This is a genomic window from Kosakonia oryzendophytica (genome assembly GCF_900094925.1).
Lineage (GTDB): Bacteria > Pseudomonadota > Gammaproteobacteria > Enterobacterales > Enterobacteriaceae > Kosakonia > Kosakonia oryzendophytica.
The window spans coordinates 14,384-32,055 of sequence record NZ_FMAY01000010.1 but is presented as its reverse complement, the minus strand read 5'-3'; the positions used below and the strand labels follow the sequence as shown (position 1 = coordinate 32,055).

Genomic DNA, 17,672 nt, shown 5'->3' with positions numbered 1-17,672 from the left:
ACATTATGTTTTTAGTCGACTCGCACTGCCATCTTGATGGTCTTGATTATCACGCTTTGCACAAAGACGTGGATGACGTGCTGGCGAAAGCCGCCGCGCGTGATGTGAAATTTTGCCTTGCTGTTGCCACCACGCTACCGGGATACCGCACGATGCGAGAATTGGTAGGGGAGCGTGACAACGTGGTGTTCTCCTGTGGCGTGCACCCGCTCAATCAGGACGAAAGTTATGAGGTCGAGACCTTACGCCAGCTAGCAGCCGAACCCGGTGTGGTAGCGATGGGGGAAACCGGCCTCGATTATTTCTATACGCCTGAAACTAAACCGCAACAGCAGATCTCTTTCCGTAACCATATCCGCATTGGCCGTGAGCTGAACAAACCGGTTATTGTGCACACCCGCGATGCCCGCGCCGATACGCTGGCTATTCTGCAGGAAGAGAAGGTAACTGAGTGTGGCGGCGTTCTGCACTGTTTTACGGAAGATCGCGACACGGCTGGCAAATTGTTGGATATGGGCTTTTATATCTCGTTCTCCGGTATTGTGACGTTCCGCAACGCTGAACAGCTTCGTGACGCTGCACGCTATGTTCCGTTGGATCGACTGCTGGTCGAGACGGACTCACCGTATCTCGCGCCAGTGCCCCACCGTGGTAAGGAAAATCAGCCAGCCATGACGCGAGATGTTGCTGAATATATGGCGGTATTGAAGGGCGTTTCCGTTGAGGAACTGGCCCGGCAAACCACGCAAAACTTTGCCAGTCTGTTCCATATCGATCCCTCCCGTCTGCAATCCGCCTGAAATTTCAGCTTATTTTAGGGCTCGTAATTAATAAACGATCAGAGTAAAGTTCACCGCCATAAAAAAGGCGGTGAGGGGCTATTTTCATTCGAAGGCATGCGGCTTTTGTAAATTAACGTGAGTTTTGCAGCGCGCGCTGGCTGAAACGTGATAGCCATCAAACAAAGCCAAATCGATTTATTTTACTCTGTGTAATAAATAAGGGGCGCTTAGATGCCCTTCCCACGGCGCGGCTCTCCCCCCGCGCCAATGCGCAAAAGCGTAAAAAAAGCACTAATACTCAGGAGCACTCTCAATTATGTTTAAGAATGCATTTGCTAACCTGCAGAAGGTCGGTAAATCGCTGATGCTGCCAGTATCCGTACTGCCTATCGCAGGTATCCTGCTGGGCGTCGGTTCTGCAAACTTCAGCTGGCTGCCAGCAGTGGTTTCCCATGTTATGGCCGAAGCGGGCGGTTCCGTTTTTGCCAACATGCCGCTGATCTTCGCTATCGGTGTTGCATTGGGCTTCACCAATAACGACGGTGTTTCAGCTCTGGCTTCGGTTGTTGCTTACGGCATCATGGTGAAGACCATGGCTGTTGTTGCGCCGCTGGTTCTGCATTTACCTGCTGAAGAAATCGCCGCAAAACACCTGGCTGATACCGGTGTTCTCGGAGGGATCATCTCCGGTGCGATCGCAGCGTACATGTTCAACCGTTTCTACCGTATCAAGCTGCCTGAGTACCTGGGCTTCTTCGCCGGTAAGCGTTTCGTGCCGATCATTTCTGGTCTGGCTGCGATTTTCACCGGTGTGATCCTGTCCTTTATTTGGCCGCCGATCGGTACCGCTATTCAGACGTTCTCTCAGTGGGCTGCTTACCAGAACCCGGTTGTTGCGTTCGGTATCTACGGCTTTATTGAACGTTGCCTGGTACCGTTCGGTCTGCACCATATCTGGAACGTACCTTTCCAGATGCAGATTGGCGAATTCACCAACGCAGCAGGTCAGGTTTTCCACGGCGATATCCCGCGTTACATGGCAGGCGACCCGACTGCAGGCAAACTGTCTGGCGGCTTCCTGTTCAAAATGTACGGTCTGCCGGCTGCCGCTATTGCTATCTGGCACTCTGCTAAACCGGAAAACCGCGCGAAAGTGGGCGGTATCATGATCTCCGCAGCGCTGACCTCGTTCCTGACCGGTATCACCGAGCCGATCGAGTTCTCCTTCATGTTCGTTGCGCCGATCCTGTACGTCATCCACGCGATTCTGGCTGGTCTGGCATTCCCGATCTGTATCCTGCTGGGTATGCGTGACGGTACATCGTTCTCTCACGGTCTGATTGACTTCATCGTACTGAGCGGCAACAGCAGCAAACTGTGGCTGTTCCCGGTTATCGGCGCGGGTTATGCGATTGTTTACTACACCCTGTTCCGTGTGCTGATTAAAGCGTTGGATCTGAAAACCCCTGGCCGTGAAGAAACCACTGAAGAGAGTAAAGCTGGTGCAACCAGCGAAATGGCTCCGGCTCTGGTTACGGCGTTTGGCGGTAAAGAAAACATCACCAACCTGGATGCGTGCATCACGCGTCTGCGTGTCAGCGTTGCTGACGTAGCGAAAGTGGATCAGGCTGGCCTGAAGAAACTGGGCGCTGCGGGTGTGGTTGTGGCGGGTTCCGGTGTGCAGGCTATTTTCGGTACGAAATCCGATAACCTGAAAACCGAGATGGATGAATACATCCGTAACAACTAAGCCATAGTCTGGGGAGACTGAGGGAGCCTGATGGCTCCCTTTTTTATGGGGTGTAATGATGCGAGAGTATAAAAAAGGGAGCCATCAGGCTCCCTTAGCCTTTAGCACGCTTATCAGAAACGGTAGTTGGCGCTGATAGAGAAGTTACGCGGCGCGCCATAAACCCCATAAGTGCCCAGATAATCGTAATACGCTTTATCGAACACATTGTTCAGGTTGGCCTGAATCGCGAAATTTTTAGTGGCCTGATAACGGGTAAACAGGTCAACCACGGTGTAGCCGCTCTGGGTGATACGGGTATCGCCATTCGGGCCTTTAATATCCTGCCAGCTTTTGTTTTGCCAGCGGGCACCACCACCAAAAGCAAGTTCTGGCAGCATCGGTAATTGGTAGCGGGTAAACAACTTCATCGTCGTACGCGCTTGTTCCGGGTTAACCGCAACACCGTCACCATCTTCCGCCATAAAGCGGCTGGCACCGAAAGTCAGTTGCAGGTTGTCGGTCAGTGCGCCATTCAGTTCAAATTCAACCCCTTTGCTGACGGTGCCGTTCACGGATTTATACGCCGTCTGGCCACCAGAGTTCGGGATGTACTCGCCCGTCGAAACAGCAACGTGATCCTGCTCGGTGCGGAATAGGGCAAACGTTGCCGTCAGGCGCGTGTTAAACCAGTCGCCTTTCACCCCGGCTTCGTAGCTTTTACCTGTCGTCGGGTCGAGGAACTCGCTGTTGATATCGCGCTGGCTTGAAGGCTCAAAGATAGAGGTATAACTGCCGTACACAGACCAGGTGTCATCGATGTCATAAACCAGCCCCGCATACGGCGTTACATCATCGGACTTGCTGTTGCGGATTTCATCCGGTTTACGTTCCAGGTTGTATTTTGCGCTCCACTCGGTGTAACGCGCACCCAGAATAAGGTGCAGGGGATCCGCCAGCGAAATACGGGTTGCTGCATAAACGGATTTCTGGCGGATCACATCCCGCTGATAGAGCGCCCAGTCTGACCAGGTGGGGTCAGCAAGCGTATTGCCGCTGTAACGATTGATACTGCCAACGTCCATCAGACCGGAATTATCATTCACCGGATAAGCGTTGTCATAGTTGTTACGCTGACGACTGTAGCTACCGCCAAACATCACTTCATGTTGACGACCGAGGAGATCGTAGCCGCCGCGCACGAATGCATCCACAGAGTCCTGTTTACGCTCACCACGGTTCCAGCCGCCCCAGGCACCTTGCCATTGTGAGGCATCGTAGAGACCGGTGTTTTTATCCGGATAGCCATCGATATACATCAATTTGCTGTCAAAATTGGTTTCCGCATGCATGGCGTTAACTTTCGCTTCCCAGCCGTTATCAAAACGCTGCGTCAGATTGGCGAAAATTTTTGTGGAGTCCATGTTGGAGTAAGCCCAGTCAGCCGCTGTGTTGAAGCCACGGCGAAAGTGCGTACGGCTACCATCGCTGTACATCGACGGGAAACCGCCCCAGGTCGGGCTGTCTTCCTGGCTTTCCTGATAGTCATACCCGACAGACAGAGTGGTGGAATCAGTGAGGTCTGCATCTACAACACCGGTGAGGAATTTTTTGCGGTAATGGTTACGCTCAATCCACGAATCTTTATCCTGGTAGCCGGTGATCATGCGGCCTCGCACATTACCGGACTCTGTTAATGGTGCCTGTAAGTCGAGGACGTAGCGTTGATTATCCCAGCTTCCGTACGTTGCAGTTGCGTCGCCTTTGAACTCTTTACTGTCCGCATGCTTACGCACCATATTGACGTAGGCTGACGGGTTACCCGTGCCACTCATCAGACCTGCGGCACCGCGTACCACTTCAATTTTGTCGTAAATGGCTGTATCGCCAGCGGTATCGCCAAAGTTCCAGCGGTTATCCAGGAAGGTCGGCATATCTTCATAAGCAAAGTTACTGATGAAAAAACCGCGTGCGAAGAAGTTTGTCCGGTGCGAGTCGATACGCGAGGCGCTTACGCCAATGGTATTGTCCAGAACCTGTTCAATCGTGTTCAGCTGCTGATCTTGCATGCGCTGCTGGCTAACCACGCTCACAGATTGCGGAATATCGCGTGGCACCAGCAACAGTTTGGTGCCGGTTGTCGTGGTTTTAACACTGTAGTCCTGATCCTGACTGTCGGAGGTGCTTAGCGCTGCGCTGTCTACAACCACGGTATCTTCAGATGTTTTATCAGTCGCAAGGGCAGCAGAAGGTGCCAACGCCAGCGCAATGTACGTGGCAAGCAGAGACGGTGTGGCGGCTAACGGATGCGCGGCTTTCCTGGCGTGATGAGTGAAAGACATGAATAAACCTTACTGGTGTGTTAGAGGGAGTGCCCGGCGGCGATACGTTGTCGCGGCAGGCGTACATTTTTAATTGGCCTGGCATTAATTGCGCATGAAAATGCAAATGCGAAATATACGCATTCATCAAATGGATGTAAACAGATGTAAGATTTATTACTGAAATGCTGTTTCACCGTCGCGAGATGGAAAGGTTGTCTATTCCTGCGCCAGCGGTGCCTGAAAGAGGAAAGAAAAACAGCGTTTTGGTTGAAACGACAAGAGAAACTCGATCATACTCTAGGGCAAGTAATTGACGACGGCTGCGGGCATCTCCCCGCGCTCAAAAAAGGAAAACGTCATGGCCGAAGAAACCATTTTCAGTAAAATTATCCGCCGCGAAATTCCGTCAGACATTGTGTATCAGGATGAGCTGGTCACCGCTTTTCGTGACATTTCCCCGCAAGCACCCACGCATGTGCTCATTGTGCCGAATATCCTCATCCCTACCGTTAACGACGTGACCGAAGCGCATGAACAGACGCTTGGGCGTATGCTGACGGTGGCGGCGAAAATCGCCCGTGATGAAGGTATTGACGAAGACGGTTATCGTTTGATCATGAATTGTAATCGTCATGGCGGGCAGGAGGTTTATCATATTCATATGCACCTGCTTGGCGGACGGGCGCTTGGGCCGATGCTGGCTCATAAAGGCCTGTAACATGACCACAGGGCGTGTTGCCTTATTACTGGCGGCGTTGACGCTGGCGGGGTGCAGTTCGCGCCCGGCGATCCCGGTTGCCAACAATCAAACGCTGGTGATGGAGTCCAGTATACTGGCGGCAGGCATTACCGCGCAGCCGCCAACGTTAAGTACTGAAGAACTCCAGCCCTCCGCGTTTTCACGGTTATTTAATGAGAGGCAACAACCCGTTACTGTGCATTATCGTTTTTACTGGTATGACGCCAGAGGTCTGGAAATGCATCCCCTGGAAGCCCCGCGTAGCGTGACCATTCCGGCGAATTCCGGTGTGACGCTCTACGGGAGCGCCAACTATTTGGGGGCGCGTAATGTCAGACTTTATCTCTACCTGTAAGGGGTGACTCTTGATTAAAACACTTGGACGCTACGCACTACTGACAACTTTCGCCATGTTGTTGTCGGGTTGTATCATTCGCGGTGAGCAACAACCCGCACCTGTCGATCAGGCCGGGGGAGGGGAGCAGCAACCCACGCAGCCGCAGCCGCAACAACCGGTACCGACGGTGCCTTCTGTCCCGACACTGCCGCAGCAGCAGCCAGGCCCGATTGAGCATCAGGATCAGACTGCGCAGCCAACGCCGCGTGAACGTCACTATGACTGGAATGGCGCGGTGCAACCGATGGTGGGCAAAATGTTGCCTGCGAGCGGTGCAATAGCGGGAAGCGTGCTGCTCGTGGATAGCGTAAATAACCGCACTAATGGCGCCATCAATACCGGTGAAGCCACCGAGGCGGTGCGTAATGCGCTGGCTAATAACGGCAAATTTACATTGATTACCGCACAACAACTGGCCGTGGCGAAGCAACAACTGGGGCTTTCACCGCAGGACAGTCTGGGGACGCGTAGCAAAGCGATTGGCATTGCCCGCAATGTCGGCGCGCAATATGTGCTGTATTCCAACGCGACCGGAAATGCCAATGCACCGGGTCTGCAAATGCAATTGATGCTGGTGCAGACCGGCGAGATTATCTGGTCGGGTAAAGGTGCGGTTCAGCAACAATAAACCAACGCGTGACGACATCCTGTCACGCTATTTTCCGCAATATGCTCCCGTCGCCAGTCAGAATACCGGACTTAGCGGCGGGAGTTGTCTTATCAGCGATGGCCTGCACACGCGGGTGTTGCGCCAGCGTCATCAGAGCGCATCTTCACCTTTCCGGCGACAATACCGGGTGTTTAAACATTTACCGCCGACGATTGCGCCACGCGCCCATCTCTGCACTGGCGAGTGGATGGCGATTGATTATCTGCCCGGTGAAACAAAAACGGTGTTGCCCCCGAGCAACGAACTGGCGGCATTGCTCTATGATTTGCACCGTCAGGCCTGTTTTGGCTGGCGGATCACGCTGCTTCCGCTGCTCGAAGGATACTGGCAACGTTGCGCGCCAGACCGGCGAACCCCGTTTTGGCTGCGGCGATTAAAACGGCTCCGTCAACAAGGCGAACCGGTGCCGCTGCGGTTGGCACCGTTACATATGGATGTACACGTGGGCAATCTGGTGCATGGCCCGCATAGCGTAAGGCTGATCGACTGGGAGTATGCGGGAGACGGTGATATCGCTCTCGAACTGGCCGCCGTGTGGATGGACAACGACGCACAGCGGCGAGCGCTGGTGGAGGACTACGCACGGTGTTCGTCTATCGCACCGGCTCAGTTATGGCGACAGGTAAGACGCTGGCGACCCTGGGTTTTGATGCTGATGGCCGGCTGGTATGAGTGCCGTTGGCAGCAAACGGGTGAACAACAATTTATTACGCTGGCGAATGAAGTATGGCGTCAGCTACAGACTGAAGGATAAGAGAGGTGAGTGTGGGGCCGGTCATGTTGGATGTGGAAGGGTATGAACTGGATGCGGAAGAGCGCGAAATTCTGGCGCATCCGCTGGTAGGTGGCTTGATCCTCTTTACCCGCAATTATCACGATCCGGCGCAATTACGTGAATTGGTGCGCCAGATCCGTAGCGCGTCGCGCCATCGTCTTGTGGTGGCCGTCGACCAGGAAGGCGGTCGCGTACAGCGTTTCCGCGAAGGCTTTACCCGGCTGCCTGCCGCCCAGTCTTTTGCCGCAGTGCATGGGTTGGAAGAGGGCGGCCGTCTGGCGCAGGATGCGGGCTGGTTGATGGCCAGCGAAATGATTGCGATGGATATCGACATCAGTTTCGCCCCGGTGCTGGATGTTGGGCATATCAGTGCGGCAATTGGTGAGCGTTCTTACCACGACGATCCGGTAAAGGCGCTGGCGATGGCAACGCAGTTTATCGACGGTATGCACAGTGCAGGTATGAAAACTACCGGCAAACACTTCCCCGGGCATGGTGCCGTGACGGCAGATTCTCATAAAGAGACCCCGCGTGATCCGCGCCCGCAAGCGGAGATCCGCGCCAAAGATATGTCGGTATTCCGCCAGCTTATTGAGCAAAACAAACTTGATGCCATCATGCCTGCGCATGTGATTTATACGGATATCGATCCACGCCCGGCCAGCGGTTCGCCCTACTGGCTGAAAACCGTATTGCGTGCTGAATTGGGGTTTGACGGCGTGATTTTCTCTGACGATTTGTCGATGGAAGGCGCTGCGATTATGGGCAGTTATGCAGAGCGTGGGCAGGCGTCGCTGGACGCCGGTTGCGATATGATCCTGGTCTGCAATAATCGTAAAGGCGCAGTGAGTGTGTTAGATAACCTGTCGCCGATCAATGCAGAGCGTGTTACACAATTGTATCATAAAGGTTCATATTCTCGTCAGGAGTTGATGAGCACGGCGCGCTGGAAAGCTGTCAGTCAGGAGCTGGAGCGGTTACACGAGCGCTGGCAGGAGCAGAAAGCGGCTCATTAACACCTGCGGACGCGATGTCGAAGTGGTGAGGATACCATGATTATCTATTTACACGGTTTTGACTCAAACAGTCCCGGCAACCATGAAAAGGTGTTGCAGCTACAGTTTATCGATCCGGATGTGCGTCTGATTAGCTACAGCACGCGGCACCCGAAACACGATATGCAACACTTGTTGAAAGAAGTGGATAAGATGTTGCAGTTGAATGTCGATGAGCGTCCGCTGATTTGCGGCGTAGGGCTGGGTGGATACTGGGCGGAGCGCATTGGCTTTCTGTGTGATATTCGTCAGGTGATCCTCAACCCTAATCTGTTCCCCTATGAGAACATGGAGGGAAAAATCGATCGCCCGGAAGAGTATCGGGACATTGCTACGAAGTGTGTGTCTAATTTCCGTGAAAAAAATCGTGATCGCTGCCTGGTGATTTTGTCGCGTAACGATGAGGCGCTGGACAACCAGCGCACGTCGGATGAGCTGCACCACTACTACGAGATTGTCTGGGATGAAGAACAATCTCACAAATTCAAGAACATCTCTCCACACCTTCAGCGCATCAAAGCGTTTAAAACCCTCGGTTGATCTTCCACCGGCAGGTTATCGCCTGCCGGTATTATGCGCTTCTTCCCTTCCGCGTCCGGCAAACGATGCCCGCATTCCTGGGTAATGCAACTACACTTGTTCATCTTTTAGGCATCAAAACTTGATGCATATCAATTTTGGTATGACCATTGAACCTTACGTGGTATTCTCATCGTCAATGTTGAGTTGCAAGCGCGTAACCCTTTGTTAACTAAAAGCTATTTGTATAACTTTTAGTTAACAATTGGTTAATATTTTAGGGGGTCACTTTGACTACACCATTGAAAAAGATTGTAATTGTGGGTGGTGGTGCTGGCGGTCTGGAGCTGGCAACGCAGTTGGGGAAAAAACTCGGCCGCGGTAAAAAAGCCAAAATTACGCTGGTGGATCGTAACCACAGCCATTTATGGAAACCGTTGCTGCATGAAGTCGCAACAGGTTCACTCGATGAAGGCGTTGATGCGCTGAGCTACCTGGCGCACGCACGTAACCATCATTTCCAGTTCCAACTGGGTTCCGTGGTGGACATTAACCGTGAGAGTAAAACCCTGACGCTTGCGGAGCTGCGTGATGAAAAAGGCGAGTTGCTGGTGCCGGAGCGAAAACTGGCCTATGACACGCTGATCATGGCACTGGGCAGCACCTCCAATGATTTCAACACGCCGGGTGTAAAAGAACACTGCATTTTCCTCGATAACCCGCATCAGGCGCGCCGTTTCCACCAGGAGATGCTGAACCTGTTCCTGAAATACTCCGCTAACCTTGGTGCCAATGGCAAAGTGAATATTGCGATTGTTGGCGGCGGTGCGACAGGGGTTGAACTCTCTGCGGAACTGCATAACGCAGTAAAACAGCTGCACAGCTACGGTTACAAAGGTCTGTCCAATGAAGCGCTGAACGTGACGCTGGTTGAAGCGGGAGAGCGCATTTTGCCTGCGTTGCCGCCGCGTATTTCCGGGGCTGCACATAGCGAGCTGACCAAAATGGGCGTGCGTGTACTGACGCAGACCATGGTTACCAGCGCTGATGAAGGCGGTTTGCATACCAAAGATGGCGAATACATCAACGCCGATCTGATGGTGTGGGCGGCGGGCATCAAAGCGCCTGACTTTATGAAAGAGATTGGTGGTCTGGAGACCAACCGTATCAATCAATTAGTGGTTGAACCAACGCTGCAAACCACACGTGATGCGGACATTTATGCCATCGGCGACTGCGCCTCCTGCGCCCGTCCTGAAGGTGGTTTTGTTCCGCCGCGCGCACAGGCGGCGCACCAGATGGCCAGCCTCGCCCTGCATAACATTCTGGCGCAGATCAAAGGCAAGCCGCTGAAATCTTATGTGTATAAGGATCACGGCTCACTGGTTTCGCTGTCGAACTTCTCGACCGTGGGTAGCCTGATGGGGAACCTGATGCGCGGTTCAATGATGATTGAAGGCCGTATTGCCCGCTTCGTATATATTTCCTTGTATCGTATGCACCAGATTGCACTGCACGGTTATTTCAAAACAGGCCTGATGATGTTGGTAGGCAGTATTAATCGGGTGATTCGCCCACGGTTGAAACTGCACTAATACACCTTCCTGCTCCTGCTCCCTGGCTACTCGCGCAGGGAGCAGTATTTCCGTCTGCCTGTGGCCACTATAGCGTTCAGACAACTCTGAATATCCTGATTTCTCCCCTATATATCCCATTTTTTCCTCTCTTTCCGATTGGCTTAACGACTGCCGAAGTTGCAAAATTGTTGCTAATAGCAAACGAGGGAGATAATCCTGTGAATAAATCAATGTTAGCGGGTATCGGGATTGGCGTGGCCGCTGCACTGGGCGTTGCCGCGGTTGCCAGTCTGAATGTATTTGACCGTGGTCCCCAGTATGCGCAGGTGGTTTCCGCCACGCCAATCAAAGAGAGCATTAAAACGCCCCGTGAGGAGTGTCGCAACGTCACCATGACACACCGCCGGCCAGTACAGGATGAGAACCGCATTACCGGTTCTGTTCTGGGCGCAGTGGCTGGTGGGGTGTTGGGTCACCAGTTTGGTGGCGGCCGGGGCAGAGATGTTGCTACCGTCGTCGGCGCGCTGGGTGGCGGCTACGCCGGTAACCAAATCCAGGGCGGGATGCAGGAAAGGGACACCTACACCACGACCCAGCAACGCTGTAAAACCGTCTATGACAAATCCGAGAAAATGATCGGTTACGACGTGACGTACAAGATTGGCGACCAGCAAGGAAAAATTCGCATGGATAAAGATCCGGGAACGCAAATTCCGCTGGATAACAATGGTCAGCTTATTTTGAATAACAAAGCGTAAAACAGAAGTACTCTGCATGTTGGCTCCTCAATTGCTCAGGCTGAGGAGCCTTTTTTCATGTAAAAAGCCTTGCAGCGATGCAAGGCTTTTTAACCATCAAATAAAGTCGTGTTGGCGAATTACCAGCAGGCCGGTGATTAAAACAGAAATAAACGCAAACAGTACCGAACCACCACACACCACCCACAGACCACATAACAATGTTATTACTATTAACACTTTAATGAATGGTAATAGCAAAATCATGTTCATTTTCCTTATGCATGTGTTAAGTACAGTGAAATGCCCTATATCAACGGTATAATTCAGTACAACAGGTAGAGCGAGAGTAAGGGAAAGTCATAGCTTAGCGCGTCTTCATGACACTTATAATTTATACATCACTCGTACTAATCATTAGCACAGCAATAATCACAATTAATCTTAGCAAAGCGGGGAAAAACGCTGAAAGTTTTTACCTATTGTTAAGATAGGTATTAGCTATTGGGATAGTCACCCGGCAAGCTACTCGCCGCCGGGTGTGAACAACTCAGGGTTTGATCAGATCGGGCCACAATCGCAGCGTAGTTTTGGTGATTTGCAGCAATTTCTCACAACTTGCGCCTTCGCGCGCGCTAATTGACATGCCCTGCAATATACAACCGAGAAACTGCGCCAGCGCCTGCGGATCTGTGCCTGCGGGGATCTCTCCTCGCTGCTGGCGCTGTATCAGGAACTTGAGTAGCGTTTCTTCCTGCTGTGCGTGGCGCGACTTGATGGTCTTCGCAATTGCCTGTGAAGAGGCCGCTAACGTCGCGGAAGTATTGATCATAAAACAGCCAGCTGGCGTATCCGTACTGGTGAAACATTTCGCCACGGCGGTGAAATAGTCCAGTAGTGCCTGCTCAATAGGTTTTTCCTCGCAGTGCAACGATGCTTCGTGTTGCGTGGCGAAACGCGCAATATACCGATCCAGCACCGCGCGGAACAACCCTTCTTTATTGGTGAACTCGGCATAAAGCGTCGGTGCTTTCGCCCCGGTTGCTTCTACGAGGTCGGATAATGATGTGGCTTCGTAGCCATGCTGCCAGAACAGCGTCATGGCTTTGTCGAGCGCCGCTTCCCTGTCGAACACTTTCGGTCGGCCACGGCTTTTTTTGCTGCAACTGGTGATCTCAGTCGACATAGTGCCGCTTACCTGTGTTGGTTTGTTGAACAGACATTATAAAAACAATATGTCAGCCTGACCAGCAGCAAAACAGCACAAATTAATAAATCCTATGTTTATGAATTTTAAGAAATTAATATTTTAACTAACGATCATTACAAAAATGTGTTGACGTGTGACATAGATCACAACTAACATTTCCCTATCGATCGTTAACATATTCGTTGACGACATCTATCATCTGCATACAGGTAAACAATCATGACAAACGTAAAAGCGCTTTTTGCCGCCGCAGTACTCAGCTCACTCTCTTTTGCCAGCATGGCTGCGGTTGAAGTCCAATCCGCCCCTGCGGGTCAGCAGGAAGTTGCCACTGTTGGCGTCACTGCCAGCACAAACCTCTCTTCTGTTGAAGATAAACTGGCCCAGAAAGCAGAGCAGATGGGGGCGAAATCCTACCGCATCACCTCTGTGACCGGTTCCGATAAACTGCATGGTACTGCGGTTCTCTACAAATAAGGTCTTACCCTCACAGACCTTTGCCACTGCCAAAAAAAGGCCCTGCATAAGCAGGGCCTTTTCGCGTATCAGGGTAGGTTACAGCATTTGTACCGACGGGTCGGCATGGCGGCTAACATCAACAGGCATGCCAGAGCGAATTTCCATCGCGTGGATCATTACTTGCGCATCGCTGCGTGCGTCGTCCTGGAATGCCTGCATCGCCGCATTCAGTACAATCGGTAGCGTTTTCGGATCGTCATCGATGGATTTTGATAACGGTTGATGGACTTCCACCAGCCGTCTGCCGTCAGGCTCAACCGAGACTTTAATCGGGGTATTAATAATATTCACGGGTGTTCCCGGCGAGACTGCCGCGTAGAGGGCGGAGATGTCGCCATCGCGCAAGCGGATGCAACCGGAGCTGACCCGCATTCCGATGCCGAAATCGGCATTGGTGCCATGCAGCAGATAAACCCCGCCGAAGGCCGCCAGACGAATAGCGTGATGGCCCATCGGGTTATCCGGCCCGGCTGGAACAACGGCAGGAAGATCGATGCCTTGGGCTTTATAGCGTGCCCGAATATTGGCGGTTGGCGTCCACGTGGGGTTAGCGCGTTTATCAGAGACGGTTGTGACCATGGTGGGGGTTAGCGTATCGCCGCCCAGTTGGCCAATACCGATCGGGTAGACAATGACTTCATTTTTACCGGCCGGATAGTAATACAGACGCAGTTCGGCCAGGTTAATCACAATGCCTTTACGTGGGGCGTCCGGCAGCAGGGTTTGCAGCGGGATCGTCAGTACGCTGCCCGCGCGCGGTACATAGGGATCCACGCCAGGATTGGCCTGCAGCAGCGCCAGAAAACCGACATTGTACTGCTTAGCGATGGCTTCCAGCGAACCGCCATCGTTTTGTACCACGTGGAAACGGTTCTCGCCAACGACGCGACTTCCTGCGGGGGGCAACGGCCAGCTATTTGCCCGTGCGGGCAGAGAAAGGGCAACCGTCGCGGCAACAGCGAAGAGCATTATCCAATGAGCAAAGCGCGAATTTTTGATCATGACCATAATCCATGTAAATCATAAGGTTATTTTTATGTGGCAAACTAATGGGATTATGGTGTGCCCGCATGTCGGGAAGTCCTGGCGCATTGCAAAAAATTTGTAAATGTTGCGCTTTAAACACAAACCGGGCCTGATGGCCCGGTTGCGTAATGTGAGTCAGGCAAGGGCGTTTTCCGCTAACTGCTGCATAAAGCTACGCACCCAGTCCATGCGGGTTTTGCGTTCGCCAAGATCCTGTATGAATTTCAGCCGTGTAGGGCCGTCGAGGCGGAAATGTTGCGGCTGCTTCTGCAACAAACCAATCAGCCACGCCGGGTTGACGTGATTTTTTTCATTAAACTCAATCACCCCACCTTTTTCGTTACCCTCCAGCTTACGGATGCCGAGCTTCTGCGCCTGCTGGCGCAGCAAAGCGATGTCCAGCAACGTGCGCGCGGCATCCGGCAACAGGCCAAAGCGGTCAATCAGCTCAACTTTGATCTCTTCCAGCGCATTCTCGTCTTTTGCACTGGCGATGCGTTTATAGAATGACAAACGTGTGTTCACGTCCGGAATAAAGTCATCCGGCAACAGCGAAGGCATGCGCAATTCCACCTCTGTTTGCTGGCTGGTGAGATCTTCCAGTGAGGGTTCGCGTCCCGCTTTTAACGCATCAACGGCGTTTTCCAGTAACTCCATATAGAGTGAGAAACCGATGGTTTCCATCTGACCGCTCTGATCTTCGCCCAGCAGTTCACCGGCGCCGCGGATCTCCAGATCGTGAGTCGCCAGCGCAAATCCGGCGCCCAAATCTTCCAGCGAAGCGATAGCTTCCAGGCGTTTCAGCGCATCAGGGGTCATCGCTTTCGGATGCGGTGTTAACAACCAGGCATAGGCCTGATGATGCGAACGCCCCACGCGACCACGTAGCTGATGCAGCTGCGCCAGCCCGAAGTGGTCAGCCCGTTCAATAATGATGGTGTTGGCGGTCGGAATATCGATCCCGGTTTCAATAATGGTGGTGCACACCAGTACGTTGAAACGTTGATGGTGGAAATCATTCATCACCCGTTCCAGTTCTCGTTCACGCATCTGCCCGTGGCCGATTGCAATGCGCGCTTCTGGCACCAGTTGTGCCAGACGGTCTGCGGCTTTCTGGATGTTTTCCACGTCGTTATAGAGGTAGTAAACCTGGCCACCACGCAGCACTTCGCGCAGGATCGCCTCGCGCACCACCAGACTGTCATACTCGCGCACAAAGGTTTTCACCGCCAGTCGACGTGCCGGTGGGGTGGCGATGATCGACAGATCGCGCATCCCGCTCATTGCCATATTGAGCGTACGCGGAATAGGCGTTGCCGTCAGGGTCAGGATGTCGACGTCGGCGCGCATCGCTTTAATGCGCTCTTTATGACGCACGCCAAAGCGGTGCTCCTCATCCACGATCAACAAACCGAGATCTTTCAGTTTGACGTCGCTTTGCAGCAGCTTATGCGTGCCTATCAGGATATCTATTTTGCCTTCTGCGGCCTGTTCCAGAACCTGTGCCTGCTCTTTGGCACTGCGGAAACGGGAAAGCATCTCAATGCGCACTGGCCAGTTAGCGAAACGGTCGCGGAAATTATCAAAATGCTGCTGTGCAAGCAGGGTGGTTGGCACCAGCACGGCCACCTGCTTATTGTTTTCCACCGCCAGAAATGCTGCGCGCATTGCCACTTCGGTTTTACCGAAGCCTACATCGCCGCACACCAGACGATCCATCGCCAGCGGCTGACACATATCGCTGAGCACAGCGTTGATGGCTTGCGCCTGATCCGGTGTGGTTTCAAACGGGAAGCCATCGCAGAACAGCTGATACTGTTCGCGATCGTGCTTAAAGGCAAACCCCTCTTTGGCTGCGCGCTGGGCGTAGATATCCAGCAGCTCTGCGGCGACGTCCCGCACTTTTTCCGCTGCTTTTTGCCGTGCCCGCGTCCAGGCGTCGCTGCCCAGTTTATGCAGCGGCGCGTTCTCTTCGGCACCGCCGGCGTAACGGCTGATCAGATGCAGTGACGATACCGGAACATACAGTTTGGCGTCGTTGGCGTAGGTCAGCATCAGATACTCATTCTTGATGCCGCCCGTCTCCAGCGTGGTCATACCGGCATAACGCCCGACGCCATGCTCCAGATGCACCACTGGCTGGCCATCGTGTAGCTCGGCAAGGTTGCGGATCAGCGTGTCCGGATTAATGGTGCGGCGCGTGTCCTGACGGCGACGGGCAACGCGTTCGCCCAGCAGATCGCTTTCGCAAATCAGCGCCCGGTTGCGCAGCGTATCGATAAAGCCGTGTTCGGCCGCGCCAATCATCAGCCAGCAACCAGTGCTGGTTGCCTCGTCAAGGCGCAGGATCCGTTTAGGCGCAACCTTAATACGCGCCAGCAGCTCAATTAATGCTTCACGGCGGCCTTCACTTTCCACCGAGAACACCACCGGGCCACTAAAGGACTCAAGGAATTTGCGCAGGTTATCCAACGGCGATTTTTGCTGAGCCTGCACAGAGAGATCCGGCAACGTCTGGTAACCGAGGTTGACGTGCGCGGCTTTCTCCGCCAGTTTTTCGCTTTTGAGCTGGATACGTGGCCACTTATTCAGTTCGCTGAATAACGCATCGACGCGCAACCACAGGGCGTCCGGCGGCAGGAGCGGGCGCATCGGGTCGACACCGCGGCTCTCGAAGCGTGCTTGCGTCTCTTGCTGAAAACGCTCGGCGCTGGCTTCCAGCGAACCGGTGTTCACCAGCAGTGTGTTAGCCGGGAAGTAGCTGAACAGCGGTTGTAATGGCTCACTGAAAAACAAGGGCTGCCAGTATTCTATCCCTGCGGGCAGGGTGCCTTTACTGACCTGCTGATAGATGTGCTCAGCATCGCGTTTGACGTCAAACTTATCGCGCCACTGGCTACGGAACAGCTCAATCGCGGTTTTGTCTGTCGGGAATTCATGCGCGGGCAGTAAGTTAATGGCTTCCACTTCTTCCAGCGTACGTTGTGTATCGGTGTCGAAAAGACGCAAGCTGTCGATTTCATCATCGAAAAAGTCGAGGCGGAACGGTTGCTCGCTGCCCATCGGGAAGAGATCCAACAAGGCGCCGCGGGTGGCATATTCACCGTGTTCCATTACCTGATCGACGTGGCGGTAACCCGCGCTTTCAAGCTGAGTGCGCAACTGGTCGCGCGACAAACGCTGGCCTTTTTGCATCATCAGCGCGTGGCCATGCAGGTAACTATGTGGGCAAACGCGCTGCATTAACGTATTGACCGGGACAATCAGCACGCCGCGCTGCATCGCGGGCAGTTGATACAGGGTCGACAGGCGCGAAGAGATAATCTCCTGGTGCGGTGAGAAACTGTCGTACGGCAGTGTTTCCCAGTCAGCGAGGTTCATCACCAGGTTGTCGGTAAATTGCCCAATTTCATCTTGCAAACGCAGCGCGTTTTGCATATCGGGTGCGATTAACACGACCGGACCCGCATGGCGTTCAATGATTTCCGCCACTTCAGTGGCGCAGGCTGCACCGGTGAGTTCGCCAAACTGGCGCTGATCGCCTGCTTTTGTCGGCAGAGAATAACGGTATTGTTCAGGCATAGACGGTGTCGGTGTTCCTTATGGATATACC

At 53.3% G+C, this 17,672-nt stretch carries 15 protein-coding genes; 11 read left to right on the top strand and 4 right to left on the bottom strand.

Annotated features, from left to right (window positions below; genetic code table 11):
* Positions 1 to 5: 5 nt before the first annotated feature.
* Positions 6 to 800 (top strand): metal-dependent hydrolase, encoded by a 795-nt coding sequence (locus GA0061071_RS16540; RefSeq protein ID WP_061494869.1) that lies wholly within the window; start codon positions 6 to 8, stop codon positions 798 to 800.
* 298 nt (positions 801 to 1,098) lie between these two features.
* Entirely contained in the window at positions 1,099 to 2,532 is a 1,434-nt protein-coding gene (gene ptsG, locus GA0061071_RS16535; RefSeq protein ID WP_061494870.1) for a PTS glucose transporter subunit IIBC, read from the top strand.
* Between the two features lie 113 nt (positions 2,533 to 2,645).
* On the opposite strand, the gene fhuE is transcribed toward ptsG, so the two are convergent.
* Positions 2,646 to 4,853: a ferric-rhodotorulic acid/ferric-coprogen receptor FhuE gene (gene fhuE, locus GA0061071_RS16530; protein ID WP_088236520.1), complete on the bottom strand. Its 2,208-nt coding sequence runs from the start codon at positions 4,851 to 4,853 to the stop codon at positions 2,646 to 2,648.
* Positions 4,854 to 5,193: 340 nt separating this feature from the next.
* Here fhuE and hinT point away from each other — a divergent pair, with 340 nt between their 5' ends.
* From hinT to GA0061071_RS16490, 8 genes are all read left to right on the top strand, one after another.
* Complete coding sequence (gene hinT / locus GA0061071_RS16525; RefSeq protein ID WP_061494873.1) at positions 5,194 to 5,553, top strand: purine nucleoside phosphoramidase; 360 nt, start codon at positions 5,194 to 5,196, stop codon at positions 5,551 to 5,553.
* A gap of 1 nt (position 5,554) precedes the next feature.
* Positions 5,555 to 5,929: a YcfL family putative periplasmic lipoprotein gene (locus GA0061071_RS16520; RefSeq protein ID WP_088236519.1), complete on the top strand. Its 375-nt coding sequence runs from the start codon at positions 5,555 to 5,557 to the stop codon at positions 5,927 to 5,929.
* A 10-nt stretch (positions 5,930 to 5,939) separates the two neighbouring features.
* Positions 5,940 to 6,599, top strand: a complete 660-nt coding sequence (lpoB, locus tag GA0061071_RS16515) for a penicillin-binding protein activator LpoB (protein ID WP_088236518.1) — start codon at positions 5,940 to 5,942, stop codon at positions 6,597 to 6,599.
* Complete coding sequence (gene thiK / locus GA0061071_RS16510) at positions 6,580 to 7,395, top strand: thiamine kinase (RefSeq protein ID WP_061494878.1); 816 nt, start codon at positions 6,580 to 6,582, stop codon at positions 7,393 to 7,395. The genes lpoB and thiK overlap by 20 nt, the downstream gene beginning before the upstream one ends.
* Before the next feature lie 11 nt (positions 7,396 to 7,406).
* Entirely contained in the window at positions 7,407 to 8,432 is a 1,026-nt protein-coding gene (gene nagZ / locus GA0061071_RS16505) for a beta-N-acetylhexosaminidase (RefSeq protein WP_061499971.1), read from the top strand.
* A 36-nt stretch (positions 8,433 to 8,468) separates the two neighbouring features.
* The gene (gene ycfP, locus GA0061071_RS16500) at positions 8,469 to 9,011 is read left to right on the top strand and encodes an alpha/beta hydrolase YcfP (RefSeq protein WP_061494880.1); all 543 of its coding nucleotides are present in this window, start codon (positions 8,469 to 8,471) and stop codon (positions 9,009 to 9,011) included.
* Between the two features lie 269 nt (positions 9,012 to 9,280).
* Complete coding sequence (locus GA0061071_RS16495; RefSeq protein WP_061494882.1) at positions 9,281 to 10,585, top strand: NAD(P)/FAD-dependent oxidoreductase; 1,305 nt, start codon at positions 9,281 to 9,283, stop codon at positions 10,583 to 10,585.
* A 200-nt stretch (positions 10,586 to 10,785) separates the two neighbouring features.
* Positions 10,786 to 11,325, top strand: a complete 540-nt coding sequence (locus GA0061071_RS16490) for a glycine zipper 2TM domain-containing protein (RefSeq protein ID WP_061494884.1) — start codon at positions 10,786 to 10,788, stop codon at positions 11,323 to 11,325.
* Between the two features lie 529 nt (positions 11,326 to 11,854).
* On the opposite strand, the gene GA0061071_RS16485 is transcribed toward GA0061071_RS16490, so the two are convergent.
* Positions 11,855 to 12,490, bottom strand: coding sequence for a TetR/AcrR family transcriptional regulator (locus tag GA0061071_RS16485; protein WP_088236517.1), 636 nt, complete (start codon positions 12,488 to 12,490; stop codon positions 11,855 to 11,857).
* Between the two features lie 243 nt (positions 12,491 to 12,733).
* Between GA0061071_RS16485 and bhsA the strand changes: the two genes are divergently transcribed.
* A complete protein-coding gene (gene bhsA / locus GA0061071_RS16480; RefSeq protein WP_061494887.1) occupies positions 12,734 to 12,991 on the top strand; it encodes a multiple stress resistance protein BhsA in 258 nt (85 codons plus the stop codon).
* A gap of 78 nt (positions 12,992 to 13,069) precedes the next feature.
* On the opposite strand, the gene ldtC is transcribed toward bhsA, so the two are convergent.
* A complete protein-coding gene (gene ldtC, locus GA0061071_RS16475; protein WP_139109671.1) occupies positions 13,070 to 14,035 on the bottom strand; it encodes a L,D-transpeptidase LdtC in 966 nt (321 codons plus the stop codon).
* Positions 14,036 to 14,194: 159 nt separating this feature from the next.
* On the bottom strand, positions 14,195 to 17,641 hold the full coding sequence (gene mfd / locus GA0061071_RS16470) for a transcription-repair coupling factor (RefSeq protein ID WP_088236515.1): 3,447 nt from the start codon (positions 17,639 to 17,641) through the stop codon (positions 14,195 to 14,197).
* Positions 17,642 to 17,672: the final 31 nt, after the last annotated feature.